The organism is Pseudomonas sp. UBA6276 (assembly GCF_002438365.1).
Lineage (GTDB): Bacteria > Pseudomonadota > Gammaproteobacteria > Pseudomonadales > Pseudomonadaceae > Aquipseudomonas > Aquipseudomonas coleopterorum.
Map to the genome: position 1 here is coordinate 74,571 of NZ_DJUS01000129.1, position 17,383 is coordinate 91,953.

The following is a 17,383-nucleotide window of genomic DNA, read 5'->3' on the forward strand; positions in this document are numbered from 1 at the left end:
CAACGCTTCGACGCCATGTTTCCGTTGCTCGCGCCCCAGCCCGGTGCGCTGCCCCGGCCGCGCTGGCGGCACCATCGAAGGCAAGAACGAAGGCACTAACGGCTTGCTGCGCACTCGAACCCTCGCTACCGTTGTACCCCACCTCATCGACAGGAGCCATGACATGGCAAGCACGCAAGCGAGCATCGACATTCCGGCATCGGCCGATCAGGTCTGGAACCTGGTGGCCGGGTTCAATTCCCTGGCCCAGTGGCTGCCGATGATCCAGCACAGCGAGGCCCAGGAACACGGCCGGTTGCGTCACCTGACCACAGTGGATGGCACGGTCATCGTCGAGCGCCTGGAAAGCTACGACAATGCCGCGCGTACCTACAGTTATTCGATCATCGAAGGTCCGTTCCCGGTGACCGACTACCTCGCCACCCTCAAGGTGATCGAAGTGGACGCTGGCAACAGCCGCGTGGAGTGGGGCGGTCAATTCACCCCGGCAGGTATTTCCGACGCCGAGGCCGTGGAAATCTTCGACGGCGTCTATCAAGGCGGCCTGCAGGCACTGCGCGACAACTTCTGATCAAACCCGACCGGGTGACGGCGTGCAGGTCAGGCAGGGATGCGGGTGTTAGAATGTTCGGTGTTCACCACGACGCTCTAAAGGATCCCCACGGTTTGTCTGATCTGCAAAACCCTCTGTTGCAATACCTCGCCCGGCTGATGCCGTCCAGCCGTACGACCATGCAATATGTATTGCAGGACGCAGCCGACCGCCTCGGCTTCGAGGACGCCGATATCCGCGAGGTCCCCTGGCATCTGCTGGAGCCGGGGCATGTCACCTCGCTGGTGGCCGCGCTGCGCGAAGACGGTTATGCGCCCAACACCACCTCGCTCTACGTCAACGCTGTGCGCGGCGTCATGAACGAAGCCTGGCGGCTGAGCCTGATCGACCAGGATCACCTGCTCAAGATCCGCTCGGTCAAGCCCATGCAGGGCACGCGCCTGGGCAATGGTCGCAACCTCAAGCGCAGTCTGATCCGCGACCTGATGGAAGTCTGCGCCAGCGATCCGCGGCCCCAGGGCCTGCGCGACGCAGCCGTGATCGCGATTCTGTATGGCTCAGGCATGCGCAAGTCGGAGTCGGTCAATCTGGACCTGACCCAGGTCGACTTCGCCGAGCGCAGCCTGCGGGTTGTAGGCAAGGGCAACAGGGAACTGATCAAGTACGCGCCAAGTTGGGCCTTTGCTCACTTGCAGAGCTGGTTGACGTTCCGCCGCAGCCAACTGCCGGCCGGTCAGGCGGACGACGACTTCCTTTTCAACCGAATCCGCCGCGGCGCGCACATCACGCGCGAGCGCATCACCAAGCACGCCATCTATTACATCGCCCGGCAGCGCGGTGCTCAGGTCGGCGTGAAGATCATGCCCCACGATTTCCGCCGTTCGTTCATCACTCGGGTGATCGAAGAGCACGACCTGTCGATCGCCCAGAAACTGGCGCACCACACCAACATCCAGACCACGGCGGCCTACGACATGCGCGACGACAACGAACGTCGGCGTGCCGTGGACCGCTTCGACCTCTAAGCGGGCACGACTTACTGGCGAGCCGCAGGCGCGGCCGGCAGGAACCAGTTCAGCACCAGGGCGCAGATGCCTCCGGTGGCCACGCCGGATTCCAGCACGTTGCGCAGCGCGCCCGGCATGTGCGCCAGGAATTCCGGCACCTGGGCCACACCCAGGCCCAGCGCCAGCGACACCGCGATGATCAACAGCGCCCGGCGATCGAGGTCGACGCTGGCGAGGATATTGATACCCGACGCAGCTACCGCCCCGAACATCACCATGGCCGCACCGCCGAGCACCGGCTCGGGCACCGCCTGGATCACTCCGGCGACGGTGGGGAACAGGCCAAGCAGAATCAGCATCGCGGCGATCCACACGCCGATGTGTCGGCTGGCGATGCCGGTGAGCTGAATCACGCCGTTGTTCTGGGCGAAGATGGAGCTGGGGAAGGTATTGAACAACCCGGCCAGCATCGAGTTGACGCCGTTGACCAGGACGCCGCCCTTGATGCGCTGCATCCACAGCGGACCTTCGACAGGTTGGCGCGACACTTTGCTGGTAGCCGTCACGTCACCGATGGCTTCCAAAGACGTCACCAGGTAGATCACCAGCATCGGAATGAACAATGCCCATGAGAAGCCCAGCCCGAAATGCAGAGGCATCGGCACCTGGAACAGCGCGGCCTGATGCATGCCGGTGAAGTCCAATCGACCCAGGTAGCCGGCGAGGGCGTAACCCATGGCCAATGCGATAACGATGGCCGCACTGCGCATCCAGGTCACCGGAATCCGATTGAGCACTACGATGATCGCCAGTACCAGGCCAGACAGCATCAGGTTTTCACCGTTGGCGAAGGTGCCGTTGGCCATGGCGCCGAAACCGCCGCCCATGCTGATCAGCCCGACCTTGATCAAGGTCAGGCCGATCATCAACACCACGATGCCGGTGACCAGGGGGGTGATCAGTCGTTTGACGAAGGGCAGAATCCGCGAAATCCCGATCTCCACGAACGAGCCGGCAATGACCACGCCGAAGATGGCCGCCATCACCGCCTCTACGGGTGTGCCCTGTTGAACCATCAATGCACCACCGGCAATCAGCGGCCCGACGAAGTTGAAGCTGGTGCCTTGCACGATCAGCAGGCCCGCGCCGAACGGGCCGATGCGACGGCACTGCACGAACGTGGCGATACCCGAGATGACCAGCGACATCGACACGATCATGTTGGTGTCACGGGCACTGACGCCGAGCGCCTGGCAGATCAACAGACCCGGCGTGACGATCGGCACGATGATCGCCAGCAGATGCTGCAGGGCGGCAAGCAGGCCCAGCAATGGCCGGGGACGGTCTTCCAGGCCCAGGATCAATTCGTCGCTGGGCGGCAATGGGGCGGTCATGGCAAGGGCTCCGGAAAACGAGCGCGCGATGGCTCTTGGAAAAAGAGCGCGATTCTACGGCGCGTCGTCGACGCGGCAAAACGGTTTTTTGCGCAGACTCTGTGAGCTGCAGACAAGAAAAAGCCCGCACGAGGCGGGCTTCGACTTCACAGCGGTGGATCAGTCGTCGCGACCCATGATGCCGAACAGCTGCAGCAGGCTCACGAAGAGGTTGTAGATCGACACGTACAGGCTGATGGTGGCCATGATGTAGTTGCGCTCGCCACCATGGATGATCGCGCTGGTCTGGAACAGGATGCACACCGACGAGAACAGCACGAAGCCGGCGCTGATCGCCAGTTGCAGGCCGGCGATCTGGAAGAAGAAGCTCGCAAGCACCGCACCCAGCAGCACGAAGAAGCCTGCGGTGATGAAGCCGCCCAGGAAGCTCATGTCCTTGCGGGTGATCAGCACGTAGGCCGACAGGCCGCCGAACACCAGCGCCGTCATGGCGAATGCCGAGCTGACCACTTCGGCGCCGCCCTGCATGCCCAGGTAACGGTTGAGGATCGGGCCGAGCAGGAAGCCCATGAAGCCGGTAAGGGCGAAGGTGGACACCAGGCCCCAGGCCGAATCACGCAGCTTGTTGGTCAGGAAGAACAGGCCGTAGAAGCCGATCAGCACGACGAAGATGTTCGGGTAGCCGACGCGCATCTGCTGCGCGACGTAGGCCATCACACCACTGAAAGCCAGGGTGAGGGCCAGCAAGCCGTAGGTGTTGCGCAGGACGCGGCTAACTTCTAGCTGCTGCACCTGCGAGCCTTGATTAACTGCATAATCCTGTTCGCGCATGGCGAGACTCCTTTGATTGAACACGTCTGAAACGTTCAGATGCAAAGATCATATCAGACCCCTGTGCAGCCGCTCTATCCAGAGTTTGACAGCGTGTTTCATTACGGTATTATGGCGCCCGCAAAGCAACCAGCAAGACATCGGGAAATTGGCAGAGTGGTTGAATGCACCGGTCTTGAAAACCGGCGGACGTTAATAGCGTCTCCAGGGTTCGAATCCCTGGTTTCCCGCCAAACATCGTGAAGCCCCGCATTGGCGGGGCTTTTTCGTTTCTGCTCCTGCAGAAATGCCACGTTGTGAACCCCACTTGTGCAGGTGTCCTGATTGTTGCGCTACAGCAAGAAGAAGCTATCGAGATTGATCAGGAAGGGCGTCGTCTACGTGACCGTCATGGGTGTGATGGGCAACTCCGGCAGGATCTTCGACCACCTCTCGGCCTGGCAGCCGTGGCGTCTGGCCAAGCAGATGCTGGGTTACGTCCTGATGCACTGACCGTTGCGCCGGATCAGTTCGGCGTCAGGCGGCCGCGCAGTGCCGAAACCTTGTCGCGCAAGGCGTGGCCGCGACAGATCAACACCACCAGCGAACCCGCAGCGGCCACCGCCATGTCCTTCTGAGCATCCCAGACATCGCCCTGAGCGCCGACGAAGGCCGAGTCGCCACCGCCTGCGTACGTAGCCCCAGCCCACTCCATCAGTTCGTAGAGCATCGAGGTCGAGAGCACCAGCGACCAGGCGATCAGCGACGCCCATGCACCCTTCAAATGACATTTTTCGCTGACGATTTCCCGCAGCGGCAAGCTCAGCAGCAGTCCATAGGCCAGGTGGACGAAGCGATCGTATTGATTGCGCTCCCAGCCGAACGCGGCATTCACGTCCATACCGCTGATCAGATAGACCGCCGAGTTGTAGGGCACCTCGGGATAGGTGAAGTGCGTGCCCACCTCATGCAGGCACAAGAACCCGATCACCATGATCCACGATCGACGGCTCCAGTAAAACTGCTTTCGAGTGGTCCACACGGCCATGGCCCCCACCAGTACCAGGATGTTTTCGATCAGCCAGGTCTGCCGGTCCACTGGCTGCCAGCCCGAGACGATCAGGGCCAGCAGCACAATGCAGTGCAGGTAGCCCACGCCGGTCGTTCGAGTGTTCATCGCTGCTTGCCTCATCAAGGTGACTGATTCGGTTGATCCCCTGGCCTCCCATTAATTCGCTCGGTCTTGTGACTGCCTGTGACCGGCAATCAACGGAAATAGGCTGGAAGCGTTCGAGTGATAAAAAAGAATGAACATTTAGCGTACTACCACCCGTCGTATCTATCTGCAACGAACGCGCGATAGATAGGTCAAGAGACTTACAGCCGCCGGATGCCGGCCTCCCCACGACAGGTATTGTCCATGATCGGAATCATTGTCCCAGCCCATAATGAAGAAGCAGTGGTTGCCCAATGCATCGAGTCGTTGCTGATTGCGGGTGAGCATCCGGCTTTGGCAGGTGAAGAGGTCTGCGTAGTCATCGTGCTGGATCAATGCACCGACGGGACTCAACGGGTGGTCAGCCGCTATCCGGTGCAAAGCCTGGACGTATCCCACTGCAATGTCGGTCGCACCCGTGCTGCGGGCGCCGAGCTGATGCTGGGGCAGGGCGCGCGCTGGCTCGCGTTCACCGACGCGGATACCGTGGTACCCGCCACTTGGTTGGTGGATCAGCTGCGCTTTCGGACCGACGCGGTGTGCGGCACGGTCCGGATCGATGACTGGTCGCTGCACGCCGAAGAAGTTCGCACCCGCTACGACGCGCTCTATACCCCCGTCGAAGGCCACAAGCACGTGCACGGCGCCAACATGGGTGTCAGCGCTCGGGCGTACCGTCAGGTGGGCGGTTTCAAACCTTTGAAAGCCCACGAAGACGTCCATCTGGTAGCGGACCTGAACGAGGCAGGTGCTTCGATCACCTGGACTTCCATGAATTGCGTGACCACCAGCGCACGTCTGGATTGCCGTTGCCGCGAAGGATTCGGCGATTACCTGCGATCGCTGTCGATCAGTGCGCCACTCGAAGCCGTGAGTCCCTGACACGAGGATTGTCCGCAAGAATCTTTCAATGATGAAAGTAGAAAATAGCGTTGGAACTATTTGCAGGACGCAACGCCCTAAGATGATGCAATAAGTACGTAGCTTTTCCGCTTACATACTTTAAATACTGTCACTCAATATTGATCAAGGTGGGACTAACATGAAAAGCGAACAGATCGAAGGCGTAGCAGAGAAGATTGCTGGCAAGGCTCAAGGTGCCGTCGGCAAACTGGTCGGTGACCATTCCCTGCAAGCCGAAGGCGCAGGTCGCGAAGCGGCTGGCCAACTGACCAAGACCTATGGCGACGCTTTGAACAATGTGTCCGCTTTCGTCAAGGAAAAGCCAGGCGCTTCGTTGGCCATCGGCGCCGCCGTGTTCGTACTGGTTAGCCGCTTCCTGCGTCGCTGATCTGTCGTGTAGCACTGCTTCTTCCAGATCGTTCGACGCCAGGCTCGGTGCCGGTCGAACGGTCGGGAAGTGCCGCAATAATGCGGCTATGTTCTTCCTCTTATATCTGTCTTTTCCAGCCCAGCGAGTTCTCGATTGCTTCTCGATAAGGCGTATTGATTTGTTGCGGCAGTCGTTCTATGTATTCTCTTGCGTGTTCCCTGACTTCCCCTGTCAATCCCGTTAGATAGCCGATCACGTTATCCACGGTGGGCGCCCGTGCCTCGATTCCAGCGAAGCGGGGAGGAAGGGCGGTCCAGATCACTGCGTCCACTTCTTTTACTTGAGCCCATCTGGCAATCACACCCATATCCGTTTTGCTGCGGAGGAAAGTGCCAATTCCGTCGTCGCGGGTGCGCGGGATCTGTTCACGTTCACGCAGCGCCTCGCAGGCGTGCTCGAGGCTGGCGCTGTCCAGCAGGGCCCAAAGCGCGGGACGTGCGGGTGCATTCAGGCAGATTGCCGTGGCCAGCTCACCGCCATCTCCCACTCTGCAAAGCTCGATGGGAAAAGACGGACCATCTTCATGCCACGGACTGCAGACCGGTAATACCCCGGGCTTCCAGACGAGTGATCCCCACGCCAGGCAAGCTATCTTCATCATCGATTCCTGTTTGAACAGCCGTTGTCTGCAGGTGCAGTGTCAACTAAGGCCCCTGATGTGCGGGACAAGTTCAGGGGCATGGGTCTAGCGGATTGCACGGGGCATGAGAACGGCGTGTTCAGTCAAGCAACGGCTTGGCCAGGGTATGCAATCGTTGTTTTTCTTCATCCAGCGTGAGGGCGAGTTCTGCTCGTTTCAGCAGCCACTGAGCGTGCAGGCGGCATTGCGCGCCGAACACGTCGGGGCTGATGTCGTTCAGGCTGATCAGCGCCTTGATCATGCGAATGTCGACTTCCAGAAGCCCGGCGCCGTCGCGTGCTACCAAGGTGAAAAAGTCATCGAACAGGTCGGCCATCAGCAAGCCGTGTACATAGACGCGTTGGCAACTGGCGTTGATCTCGGATGGTTGGTGCTCAACTGCGCCGTGAACGTGCCAGGCGGTCAGGCACCTGACTCCGCGGCCGATCACGTCGATCACCGTGCCCGAGTCGTTGGTGGCCGGCGACAATGCGCGTGACGCGATTTCTGCCAACACCGAAATGCCGAAGCGCGGGTCCTGCTCGAAACTGCGGCGCAGGCCGACGGTCACGGCGTCGCGGATGGCCGGTGCGAGCGCTTCGGTGGTCCCGGTTTGAGCACCCTCGTCGCTCACGAGTCGGGCGATTGGCGCACCCAGATGCAGGAATGCGCCGGGCAGCACTTCCACATAGATGCGCAGCCCGTGCTTCTCGGCCAGGACGCCGAGCGCGGCGACGTCGATGTGCTGGACGTAGCCGGTCTGATCACTGCGCACGCTATGACCGGCCGTTGTCAGGGCCTGGTCGACAGGGTAGGGCGCAGCGCCCATGTATGGCCATTGCGCGCGGTTCTTCAGTGATTGCAGCGCCGCGGCTTCGACACGGTCGATGGTCTCGCCGACGCGGCCGAGCTTCGACAGGTGATCGATCCAGCGCAGCAGGGTGTAGACGATCAGGATGATCATGACGATGGTGACGGCGAACAGCACCACCCGCCCTTGCGCGCCATAGGCTCCGGTGCTCAAGGCGATGATGCCGACCAGGCTGAACAGGAAGGAGCCGATGAAGGTCGCCAAGGCGTTCTGGGTGGTTGTGTCCTCCATGACCAGTGAGGTCGCCCGAGGCGTCACGCCGCTGCTGGCGGCACTGTAGGCACTGACCATGGTGCTGAGCGAAAAGGTGGTCACCGCGAGCATGCTGGAGGCGATGATTGCCAGGATCTTGTCGACCGAGTCGGCGCCGATCCGCGTCGGCAGGTCGGCGGGAACGAAATCCTTGAAGACGATGGCGATCAGCGCCGTGGCAATGCCCGCGAGGGAAAACAGGCTCGCGCGAAACCACAAGCGTTTGGTCATCTGACCCAGGGCCCAGCGCCAGCGAGCGATCATCGTGTATTCCTCGGGTAGTCATATGCCTGCAGCGCTCGTAGAGGCGCGGCTGCACATTGAGTCCCTGACCTCGGTGAAAGTTTCATGCTGCCGATGCGTCAGTCACACCGCTGTGACATTGGACGGAACCCACGATCGGTCCGCAGGCTCACAGTCTTGAACCCCTCACCGACAGGAACCGATCATGGCCGATGACAAGCAACCGCCCGCCGATGACACCGAGGACCAGACGCCTGCCCATTCCACACCGGAAGAAAAGGAGCGGCTCAAGGACTTCAACAAGGACGGGATTCCACCAGGGGTGGCCTGAGGCTGCACCGAGGCATCCCACCGATTGGCACACCCACGACCGGAGCATTTATGAGCAACGACACCAAGCCCGACGACGACCTGGGTTTCGACCCGGACTCACCCGATCTGGCCGATCCGCAGATCGATCCGCCCAAGCCTGCTAAGAAGCCTGAAAGCGAGCAATCCGACGAGACGGGTGACACAGACGCGTATCCGCCCTATGGCACCAAGGACTGACTCTGTTAGCCTGTGCAGGCAGCGCTCGCCGTGTGCCTGCCGTGACCACGCGTGAAGCGTGTCTGCGCCTTCCAAGTCCCGTGACGGCGCACACCCGCTGCGACAAGTCTCCAGTCATGACATTGCCAGGAGAACCGCGACATGATTCCCACCAACGAAATGCGCCGCATTGTCGAAGCCAGCTTTGCCCCGCTGTGCTGTCATTGCACGTTGAATCCCGGCGGCACCATGACGGTCGAGGTATCGGACCCGGCCAGTGGGCAGGTCGACCTGCTGATGGTAGGCGTGAATACCCAGCCGCTGTCCAACAGCCGCGCCATCGCGGAACTCGTCGCCCAACTGCGTGCCGAGCTCAAAGCCAATCAAGAGTGGTTCCGCAGCAACGCCCCGCGCGGTGCCGCCAGGCCTTGATCAGCCTGGCTGCTTCTGACGTTCCGGCAGGGCCTGCTCGTTGTTCTCGATGGTCCAGAGCGGCCTGAACAAGCGGGTCCACAGCCCCACGATCACTAATGTGCTGATGGCGCCGAACAACGCCGCTGGAACGGTGCCCAGCGCGGTAGCACTGACGCCGGCGCGAAACTCGCCCAACTCGTTCGAAGAGCCGATGAACAGCATGTTGACCGCGCTGACCCGTCCGCGCATGTCATCGGGGGTGGCGAACTGGATCAACGAAGAGCGGATGTACACACTGATCATGTCCGCTGCACCCGCGACGAACAGTGCCGCGCAGGACACCCAGAACCAGGTCGACAAGGCGAACACCAGGTTGGCCACACCGAACACCGCCACTGCCAGGAACATGCGCTGGCCCATGCGCGCATTGAGCGGCCGGATGCTCAAATAGAAGCCCATGCCCAACTCGCCCAGTGCGATGGCGCTGCGCAACAGACCAAGCCCGGCCGGGCCCACATGCAGGATTTCGGCGGCATAGATCGGCAGCAAGGCGACGACGCCACCCAGCAGCACTGCGAACAGGTCCAGAGAGATGGCACCGAGAATGATGGGGCGTGAGGTGATGAAGCGGATACCGGCGGTGAAGCGACTTACTGCAGTGGTCTGATCGTCGACCGGGCGAACGATGCACACGCTGGGTACCCACTGCAACAGCAGGACACCGATCGCGAAACCCAGCAGGCAGACGCCGAACGTCCAGCCGCCGATAGCGGCATACAACAGCCCGCCCAGCAATGGGCCGGCGATCACCGCCACTTTCATGATCATGCTGTTGGTGGCGATGGCCTGGGCCAGGTGTTCGCGGGCAACGATCTGCGGCAGCAAGCTTTGCACCGCCGGCCCGGTGAAGGCACGGGTGCAGCCGAACACGAACAGCGCGACATAGTACGGCCAGGTGTCGACGGTTTCAGTCAGGGCCAGCCACAGCAAGGCGGCCGAGGAGAGCACGGACACCCCCCAACTGATCTGCAGAATCCGGCGTCGATCGAAGCGGTCCAGCAGATCGCCCGCTGGCAACAGCAACAGCACCATGGGGATGAACTGAGCCAGGCCGACATAGGCCAGGGTCAACGGGTGGCGGGTCATGTCGTACATGTGCCAGGCGACGACGATCGCCTGGATCTGCATGGCGAACATGGCCGCAAGGCGCACCATGAGGAAAGCGCGGAAACCGGGCTGGGAAAAGATAGCGGTAGAGGTGCGTTTCAAAGTCGACGTTCTTGTGCCAGTCAATGGGTCACGCGATGAGCGCATACGTTTCAAGATGTTAACGCAATCGAGTGTACGTGATGATGTCGGGGGTGTGCAGATGCAGTCGCGATGGTGATTACAAAAGGTGCGCTCGATATGTCGATAATGACTATTGACGAACGCAATAGTGGCGGGTTGTTTCGGCTGGTATCTTTGCTGTCGAAGATGAATACAGGGCCAGGCGCTGATTCTTCCCCCCGCATGGCGACTGGCCAAGTGCTCTGCTTCGACTCTCTTTGGTTAATTTTCAGCCACCTCACGTCAGTGCGGTGGTTTTTTTTGCCCAGCGAAAATGCGGCCACGATCCGCGGCCGCGAACGGGCAATCACTCCGCTGAAAACGCAAACACCGTGGTCGGGGTGTAGGTCTGGCCGGGATTCAGGCGGGTGCTGGCAAAGTTGGGCTGGTTGGGCGCATCGGGGAAGTGTTGCGTTTCCAGAGTGAAAGCGCCCCAGTGCGGGTACAGCTTGCCGCCTTTGCCGCGAACCGTGCCGTCGAGGAAGTTGCTGGTGTAGAACTGCACACCCGGTTCAGTGGTGTACAGGGTCAGGGTACGACCCGATGCCGGGTCGGTCACCTTCGCCGCTTCGCGCTTCAGGTCGCCTTCGGTGTCCAGTACCCAGTTGAAATCGAAGCCACCCTGTTTGGGCTCGGCGAACGTCAATTGCTCATGCTTGGCCTGGATGTTCTTGCCAATGGCAGTAGGCGCCAGGAAATCCATCGGCGTGCCTTTCACCGGCGCCAGCTCGCCGGTGGGGATCAACTTCGCCGTGACCGGTGTGTAGCGGCTCGCATGCAGGGTTGCAACCTGCTTGAGCACATCGCCGCTGCCGGCGCCGGCCAGGTTGAAATAGCTGTGGTTGGTCAGGTTGAGCACGGTCGGCTTGTCGGTCGTGGCCTTGTACTCCACGCGCAGCTCGTTGCGCTCGTTCAGGCTGTAGGTGACTTCGGTCGCCAGTGTGCCGGGGAAGCCCATGTCGCCGTCGGGCGAGCGATAGGTGAAGGTCGCAGCGACACGGTCGCCATCCTGTTTGGCTTCGACGGCCCAGACGTGCTTGTCGAATCCGCGTGTGCCGCCGTGCAGTGCATTGCTCTTGTCATTGAGCGGCACCGAATAGGTCTGCCCATCCAGGCTGAACTTGCCGTCGGCCAGCCGGTTGCCGAAGCGGCCGATGGTGGCGCCGAAATACACGGTGGGGTTGGCCTGGTAGCCCTTGATGTCATCGAAGCCCAGTACCACATCCGCAACCTCGCCCTTTTTGTCAGGCACATGCAGCGCCTGCAAGGTCGCGCCGTAGGTGATGATGCTGGCTTTCATACCATGGCTGTTGCTCAGGGTGATCTTTTCCAGCGGCGTGCCGTCGGGCAGCGCGCCGAAGCTTTCGCGGGTCGAAGTCAAGCCTGCCGCGTGGGCAGAAATGGAAGCAGTCATGAGGGTCAATCCAATGGCGCTGAGCAGTTTTTGATGAATAGGCATGTAAGGCGTTCCGTAGTTTTTTATAGGAAATGGCTGGATCCCGGGCTTGGACAACCGGGCTCCGGCGATGGCTGCACTGGCAGGTATAGCTGAAATTCGACGTCCGTAAAAATAAATGGTAATACTATTTGGCAGATCGATCGTGGTGTCATTTCTGACAGGATCGACGACACGCCGCCGTCGACGGCATAAACGTGACGTTACGTTACAAATGGACATCCTGATATATGGTATGACTATTCGCTGATGTTGCTGGACGCTGTAGCTATTCAATAAAAATAAGGAGTTAGCTATGTTGAGTCGTCACGGGATCCGTTCCCTGTGCTGTGCCGCCCTGACCGCCGCGATGTTCGCAGGCCCAGCGGCTTCCTGGGCCGAAGAGGTCAAGATCGGCTTCCTGGTCAAGCAGGCTGAAGAGCCCTGGTTCCAGACCGAGTGGGCCTTCGCCGAAAAAGCCGGCAAGGACAAAGGCTTCAAGGTCATCAAGATCGCCGTGCCCGACGGCGAGAAAACCCTTTCCGCTATCGACAGCCTGGCCGCCAACGGCGTCAAGGGCTTCGTCATCTGCCCGCCGGATGTGGCGCTGGGCCCTGCCATCGTCGCCAAGGCCAAGCTCAACGACATGAAGGTAATGGCCGTCGACGATCGCTTCGTCGATGCCAAGGGTCAGTTCATGGAAGATGTGCCTTACCTGGGTATGGCGGCCTTCGAGGTGGGTGAGAAACAAGGCATGGCCATGGCCGGCGAAGCCAAGAAGCGCGGCTGGGACTGGAAAGACACCTACGCGATCATCAACACCTACAACGAATTGGACACCGGCAAGAAGCGCACCGACGGTTCCGTGAAGGCCTTGCAGGCTGCTGGTCTGCCGACTGACCATATTCTTTTCGCCCCGCAGAAGACCCTCGACGTGCCGGGCAGCATGGACGCCACCAATTCGACCCTGGTCAAGCTGCCGGCTGGCGCCAAGAACCTGATCATCGGCGGCATGAACGACAACACCGTGCTGGGCGGCGTGCGCGCCACCGAAAGCGCCGGGTTCGCCGCTGCCAACGTGATCGGTATCGGCATCAATGGCACCGATGCCATCGGTGAACTGAAGAAGGCCAATAGCGGCTTCTTCGGCTCGATGCTGCCCAGCCCCCATACCGAGGGCTACAACACGGCGAGCATGATGTTCGAGTGGGTCACCACCGGCAAAGAACCGCCCAAATACACCGCCATGGATGACGTGACCTTGATCACGCGCGAGAACTTCAAGCAGGAACTGGAAAAGATCGGTTTGTGGAACTGATCTGACCCATGGCCTCTGCCCCGGCAGAGGCCGCTTCTTCACGGCCTGCCGTGATGCCTGCTCTGGAGTGGTATCCATGCGTGTAGAGTCATTGCGTTTCAACGGTATCGGCAAGAATTTTCCAGGCGTGCGCGCCCTGTCGGACATCAGCTTCGAAGTTCGCCCCGGCAGTGTGCATGCCCTGATGGGCGAGAACGGTGCCGGCAAGTCCACTTTGCTGAAGATTCTTGGCGGCGCCTATCAGCCCAGTGTTGGTAGCCTGCAGATCGGCAGCCAGACCATGGCCTTCAAATCGGCAGCAGAAAGCATCGGCAGTGGCGTGGCGGTGATCCACCAGGAACTGCATCTGGTGCCGGAAATGAGCGTTGCCGAGAACCTGTTGCTTGGGCACATGCCGTCGCGGTTCGGCTTGATCGATCGCGGCGCCATGCTGCGCAGGGCGAGCGAATTGCTGGCCGGGCTGGCCGACGAGATCGATCCGCGCCAGCGGCTGGGCAGTCTGTCGCTGGGGCAGCGGCAGTTGGTGGAGATCGCCAAGGCCATGTCGCGCAATGCCCATGTGATTGCCTTCGACGAACCGACCAGTAGCCTTTCGGCGCGAGAGATCGATCGGCTGATGGCGATCATTGCCAAGCTGCGCGACGAGGGCAGGGTGGTGCTGTACGTGTCCCATCGCATGGAAGAGATATTCCGCATCTGCGACGCGGTGACGGTGTTCAAGGACGGGCGCTACGTGCGCACCTTCGACGACATGGCCCAGCTGACCCATGACCAGTTGGTGACCTGCATGGTCGGCCGCGATATCCAGGACATCTACAACTATCGTGCCCGTCCTCACCAGGGCGAGGCACTGCGTGTCGAGGGTTTGCTGGGCCCAGGGTTGCAGGAGCCGATCAGCTTCAATGTTGCCAAAGGCGAGGTACTGGGTTTCTTCGGTCTGGTGGGTGCAGGCCGCACCGAGCTTCTGCGGCTGCTGTCCGGATTGGCGACGAGCAAGGCCGGCAGCCTGACCCTGGACGGCCGCGCGCTGACCCTGGCCAACCCACGGGACGCCATCGCCGCGGGCATTCTGCTGTGTCCCGAAGACCGCAAGAAGGAAGGCATCGTGCCGCTGGCCAGCGTTGCCGAGAACATCAACATCGGTGCCCGCGACCGCCATCTCACACTGGGCTGCCTGGTGCAGGGCCCGTGGGAGAAGGAAAACGCCGCGCGCCAGATCAAGGCGCTGAACATCAAGACCCCGTCTGCCGAGCAGCCGATCATGTACCTCTCAGGCGGCAATCAGCAGAAGGCCATTCTCGGCCGATGGCTGTCGATGCCAATGAAAGTGTTGCTGCTCGACGAGCCCACGCGCGGCATCGACATCGGCGCCAAGGCCGAGATCTACCAGATCATTCATGGGCTGGCCGCCGACGGCATCGCGGTGATCGTGGTGTCCAGCGACCTGATGGAGGTGATCGGCATCAGCGATCGCATCCTGGTGATGAGCGAAGGTGCGCTGACCGGCGAAGTCCTGCGCGAAGAGGCGCAGGAATCCAGGTTGCTGCAATTGGCACTGCCGCGCACTCGCGGCTGAACAATAACAATAGAGGTGCATATGTCTACGCAAAACACGCTGCCGGCGCCCCGCCAAGGCCTCAACCTGCGTCGCTTTCTGGACGAGTGGGTCATGCTGCTCGCGGCGCTGGCGATTTTCGTGCTGTGCACGATGTTCATCGACAATTTTCTCTCGCCGCTGAACATGCGCGGGCTCGGGCTGGCCATTTCCACCACCGGCATCGCCGCCTGCACCATGCTCTACTGCCTGGCGTCGGGGCACTTCGACCTGTCCGTGGGTTCGGTGATCGCCTGCGCAGGGGTCATTGCGGCGGTGGTCATGCGTGACACCGACAGCGTGCTGCTGGGCGTTGGCGCGGCCCTGTTGATGGGGCTGATCGTCGGTCTGATCAACGGCATCGTCATTGCCAAGCTGCGCATCAATGCACTGATCGCGACCCTGGCCACCATGCAGATCGTGCGCGGGCTGGCCTATATCTTTTCCAACGGCAAAGCGGTCGGCGTGATGCAGGAGGACTTCTTCGTCTTCGGCAACGGCCAGTTGCTGGGCGTGCCGGTGCCGATTCTGATCACCATCGTCTGCTTCATCTTCTTCGGCTGGCTGCTCAACTACACCACCTATGGCCGCAACACCATGGCCATCGGCGGCAACCAGGAAGCTGCCTTGCTGGCCGGCGTGCATGTGGACCGCACCAAAATCATCATCTTCGCCGTACATGGCGTGATCGGTGCGTTGGCAGGGGTGGTACTGGCGTCGCGCATGACCTCGGGCCAGCCGATGATCGGCCAGGGCTTCGAATTGACGGTGATATCAGCGTGTGTGCTGGGCGGGGTGTCGCTGGCAGGGGGGATCGGCATGATCCGCCATGTGATCGCCGGGGTGCTGATTCTGGCGATCATCGAGAACGCGATGAACCTGAAGAACATCGACACGTTCTATCAGTACGTGATTCGCGGGACGATCCTGTTGATCGCGGTGATCATCGATCGTTTGAAGCGGCGTTGATTTGCGGGGCGGCTTTCGCGGGCAGAGACCCGCTCCCACAGAGTGAAATGAACTGTACTCGTGTGGGAGCGGGCTGGGGATCAGACCACCAGCGACAGCAGCAGGATGAAGATCAGGCCCACCACCGACAGGATGGTTTCCATCACGGTCCAGGTCTTCAGGGTTTCGGTGACGGTCATGTTGAAGTACTGCTTGACCAGCCAGAAACCGGCATCGTTCACGTGGGACAGGATCACCGAGCCGGCGCCGGTAGCCAGCACCAGCAGTTCACGATTGACGCCCGGCATCATGCCGATGACCGGGGCGACGATGCCCGCGCCGGTAATGGTCGCCACCGTCGCCGAACCGGTCGCGACGCGAATCACCGCAGCCACCAGCCAGGCCAGCAGGATCGGGTTGACCTCGGCCTGCACGGCCATCTGCCCGATGATGTTGCCCACACCGGTGTCCACCAGCATCTGCTTGAAGCCACCGCCGGCACCGACGATCAGCACGATGGCCGCAGTGGGCGCCAGGCTCTGGTCCAGCAGCTTCATGATCTTCGCCCGGTCGAAACCGCGCGCCACGCCGAAGGTGTAGAAGGCCAGCAGCAGGGCAGCGAGCAGGGCGGTGATCGGGTGACCGATGAAGTCCATCCACTGGCGGAACAGGTTTTCCGCCGGCAGCGCCACGTCGGCGAAGGTCTTGAGCATCATCAGGAACACGGGCAGCAGGATGGTGATCAGGGTCACTGCGAAGCTGGGCAGGTTCTGGTTGTCCGACTCCTTGGCGATCTGGTCCATCAACTCCTTGGAAGGGTTGCCCGGAATGTATTTGGAGATGAACGATCCGAAGATCGGGCCGGCGATCATCGCGGTGGGCAGGCCGACGATCAGGCCGTAGAGAATGGTCTTGCCGATATCAGCGTTGAAGATGCCGATGGCCAGCAGCGGGCCCGGATGTGGCGGGACCAGGCCGTGCACCACCGAAAGGCCAGCGAGCAGCGGGATGCCGATCTTCACCAGCGACACGCCGGAACGGCGGGCCACGATGAACACCAGCGGGATCAGCAGTACGAAGCCGATCTCGAAGAACAGCGGGATGCCGACCAGAAAGGCGGAGAACATCATCGCCCAGTGGATGCGCTTGACCCCGAACTTGCGGATCAAGGTCTGCGCGATCTGGTCGGCGCCGCCCGAGTCGGCCATCAGTTTGCCGAGCATGGTGCCCAGCGCGAGGATGATGCCGACGAAGCCAAGGACCCCACCGAAGCCATCCTGGAACGACTTCATGACCTTGACCACCGGCAGACCGGATGTCAGGCCCAGGAAGATCGCCGCGATGGTCAGGGCGACGAAGGGGTGAACCTTGAACTGGGTGATGAGCACGATCAGACCAATGATGGTGACCAGTGCATCAAGCAGCAAGTAGGTGTCGTGAGCTAAGCCAAACATAAAGGTCTGCCTCGTGTTGTCGTTGTTGTGGGCGCAACGGTTGTGGTTGGGAACATCGGGCGCTG

19 protein-coding genes and 1 tRNA gene are annotated in these 17,383 nt (G+C 61.0%); 12 read left to right on the forward strand and 8 right to left on the reverse strand.

The genetic code is table 11. The annotated features are described in order from the left end of the window. The first annotated feature begins 163 nt into the window (after positions 1-163). Positions 164-571 (forward strand): SRPBCC family protein, encoded by a 408-nt coding sequence (locus B2V21_RS15035; protein ID WP_286917272.1) that lies wholly within the window; start codon positions 164-166, stop codon positions 569-571. A 53-nt stretch (positions 572-624) separates the two neighbouring features. After that, complete coding sequence (locus tag B2V21_RS15040) at positions 625-1,578, forward strand: site-specific integrase (protein WP_376787058.1); 954 nt, start codon at positions 625-627, stop codon at positions 1,576-1,578. Positions 1,579-1,589: 11 nt separating this feature from the next. On the opposite strand, the gene B2V21_RS15045 is transcribed toward B2V21_RS15040, so the two are convergent. Together B2V21_RS15045 and B2V21_RS15050 are read right to left on the reverse strand one after the other, a co-directional pair. Then, the gene (locus B2V21_RS15045) at positions 1,590-2,954 is read right to left on the reverse strand and encodes a nucleobase:cation symporter-2 family protein (RefSeq protein ID WP_090358376.1); all 1,365 of its coding nucleotides are present in this window, start codon (positions 2,952-2,954) and stop codon (positions 1,590-1,592) included. 159 nt (positions 2,955-3,113) lie between these two features. Next, entirely contained in the window at positions 3,114-3,785 is a 672-nt protein-coding gene (locus B2V21_RS15050; RefSeq protein ID WP_043189407.1) for a Bax inhibitor-1/YccA family protein, read from the reverse strand. 142 nt (positions 3,786-3,927) lie between these two features. Between B2V21_RS15050 and B2V21_RS15055 the strand changes: the two genes are divergently transcribed. Both B2V21_RS15055 and B2V21_RS15060 read left to right on the forward strand, forming a co-directional pair. Next, a tRNA-Ser gene (locus tag B2V21_RS15055) sits at positions 3,928-4,018 on the forward strand. Between the two features lie 91 nt (positions 4,019-4,109). Next, positions 4,110-4,277: a hypothetical protein gene (locus tag B2V21_RS15060; protein ID WP_161804286.1), complete on the forward strand. Its 168-nt coding sequence runs from the start codon at positions 4,110-4,112 to the stop codon at positions 4,275-4,277. Between the two features lie 13 nt (positions 4,278-4,290). On the opposite strand, the gene B2V21_RS15065 is transcribed toward B2V21_RS15060, so the two are convergent. Then, positions 4,291-4,941 (reverse strand): DUF2238 domain-containing protein, encoded by a 651-nt coding sequence (locus tag B2V21_RS15065; RefSeq protein WP_286917273.1) that lies wholly within the window; start codon positions 4,939-4,941, stop codon positions 4,291-4,293. Between the two features lie 243 nt (positions 4,942-5,184). Between B2V21_RS15065 and B2V21_RS15070 the strand changes: the two genes are divergently transcribed. Continuing rightward, the gene (locus tag B2V21_RS15070; protein WP_049859527.1) at positions 5,185-5,862 is read left to right on the forward strand and encodes a glycosyltransferase; all 678 of its coding nucleotides are present in this window, start codon (positions 5,185-5,187) and stop codon (positions 5,860-5,862) included. A 160-nt stretch (positions 5,863-6,022) separates the two neighbouring features. Then, on the forward strand, positions 6,023-6,271 hold the full coding sequence (locus tag B2V21_RS15075) for a CsbD family protein (protein ID WP_286917274.1): 249 nt from the start codon (positions 6,023-6,025) through the stop codon (positions 6,269-6,271). A 100-nt stretch (positions 6,272-6,371) separates the two neighbouring features. Here the strand turns inward: B2V21_RS15075 and B2V21_RS15080 are convergent, their stop codons facing one another. Continuing rightward, entirely contained in the window at positions 6,372-6,911 is a 540-nt protein-coding gene (locus B2V21_RS15080; protein ID WP_286917275.1) for a hypothetical protein, read from the reverse strand. Positions 6,912-7,032: 121 nt separating this feature from the next. Continuing rightward, on the reverse strand, positions 7,033-8,319 hold the full coding sequence (locus B2V21_RS15085) for a DUF2254 domain-containing protein (protein ID WP_286917276.1): 1,287 nt from the start codon (positions 8,317-8,319) through the stop codon (positions 7,033-7,035). 184 nt (positions 8,320-8,503) lie between these two features. On the opposite strand from B2V21_RS15085, the gene B2V21_RS15090 reads away from it, so the two are divergent. The 3 genes from B2V21_RS15090 to B2V21_RS15100 all read left to right on the forward strand — a co-directional run bounded on the left by B2V21_RS15090 (position 8,504) and on the right by B2V21_RS15100 (position 9,258). Next, positions 8,504-8,629: a hypothetical protein gene (locus B2V21_RS15090; RefSeq protein ID WP_286917277.1), complete on the forward strand. Its 126-nt coding sequence runs from the start codon at positions 8,504-8,506 to the stop codon at positions 8,627-8,629. Positions 8,630-8,679: 50 nt separating this feature from the next. Further along, positions 8,680-8,847, forward strand: coding sequence for a DUF6021 family protein (locus B2V21_RS15095; RefSeq protein ID WP_167375933.1), 168 nt, complete (start codon positions 8,680-8,682; stop codon positions 8,845-8,847). Between the two features lie 141 nt (positions 8,848-8,988). Further along, a complete protein-coding gene (locus tag B2V21_RS15100; protein ID WP_049859530.1) occupies positions 8,989-9,258 on the forward strand; it encodes a DUF1652 domain-containing protein in 270 nt (89 codons plus the stop codon). Here the strand turns inward: B2V21_RS15100 and B2V21_RS15105 are convergent, their stop codons facing one another. Then, positions 9,259-10,554, reverse strand: coding sequence for an MFS transporter (locus tag B2V21_RS15105; RefSeq protein WP_286917278.1), 1,296 nt, complete (start codon positions 10,552-10,554; stop codon positions 9,259-9,261). Positions 10,555-10,876: 322 nt separating this feature from the next. Next, positions 10,877-12,028: an aldose epimerase family protein gene (locus tag B2V21_RS15110; RefSeq protein ID WP_286917279.1), complete on the reverse strand. Its 1,152-nt coding sequence runs from the start codon at positions 12,026-12,028 to the stop codon at positions 10,877-10,879. Positions 12,029-12,320: 292 nt separating this feature from the next. Between B2V21_RS15110 and B2V21_RS15115 the strand changes: the two genes are divergently transcribed. The 3 genes from B2V21_RS15115 to araH all read left to right on the forward strand — a co-directional run bounded on the left by B2V21_RS15115 (position 12,321) and on the right by araH (position 15,885). Next, on the forward strand, positions 12,321-13,322 hold the full coding sequence (locus tag B2V21_RS15115) for a substrate-binding domain-containing protein (RefSeq protein WP_049859533.1): 1,002 nt from the start codon (positions 12,321-12,323) through the stop codon (positions 13,320-13,322). 76 nt (positions 13,323-13,398) lie between these two features. Continuing rightward, positions 13,399-14,898 (forward strand): L-arabinose ABC transporter ATP-binding protein AraG, encoded by a 1,500-nt coding sequence (gene araG, locus B2V21_RS15120; protein WP_286917280.1) that lies wholly within the window; start codon positions 13,399-13,401, stop codon positions 14,896-14,898. A 21-nt stretch (positions 14,899-14,919) separates the two neighbouring features. After that, entirely contained in the window at positions 14,920-15,885 is a 966-nt protein-coding gene (araH, locus tag B2V21_RS15125) for an L-arabinose ABC transporter permease AraH (RefSeq protein ID WP_043189427.1), read from the forward strand. A gap of 80 nt (positions 15,886-15,965) precedes the next feature. On the opposite strand, the gene B2V21_RS15130 is transcribed toward araH, so the two are convergent. Then, entirely contained in the window at positions 15,966-17,318 is a 1,353-nt protein-coding gene (locus B2V21_RS15130) for a GntP family permease (RefSeq protein ID WP_056842757.1), read from the reverse strand. Positions 17,319-17,383: the final 65 nt, after the last annotated feature.